The 242-nt window shown below is 63.6% G+C and carries 1 protein-coding gene; it reads left to right on the top strand.

What is annotated here, in order from left to right; all coding sequences use genetic code 11:
• Positions 1 to 114 precede the first annotated feature (114 nt).
• Positions 115 to 242: YicC/YloC family endoribonuclease (locus R0J88_RS22950; protein WP_410901308.1), on the top strand; the 128-nt coding region annotated here is incomplete at its 3' end.

Here is a 242-nt window from a genome sequence, read left to right as displayed (position 1 = left end):
AGACCGGCTCCTGATCACTGGGCGCTCAAGAGCGGCACGCGTACACTTCAGGCTATCAGCGCGGTCGCTCATGCACCGCCTCTCTTCTGGCAGCCAACCGACAAGGAGCACGTCATGGTCCACAGCATGACCGCCTTCAGCCGCCAAACCCATGAAGCCGACTACGGCACCCTGACGCTGGAGCTGCGTTCGGTGAACCAGCGCTATCTCGAACCGCACTTCCGCCTGCCCGACAGCCTGCG

The sequence above is a fragment of the Pseudoalteromonas sp. SIMBA_162 genome (genome assembly GCF_046535955.1).
Lineage (GTDB): Bacteria > Pseudomonadota > Gammaproteobacteria > Enterobacterales > Alteromonadaceae > Pseudoalteromonas > Pseudoalteromonas marina.
The sequence above is the reverse complement of the archived record's forward strand: the minus strand, read 5'-3'. Positions and strand labels throughout refer to the sequence as shown.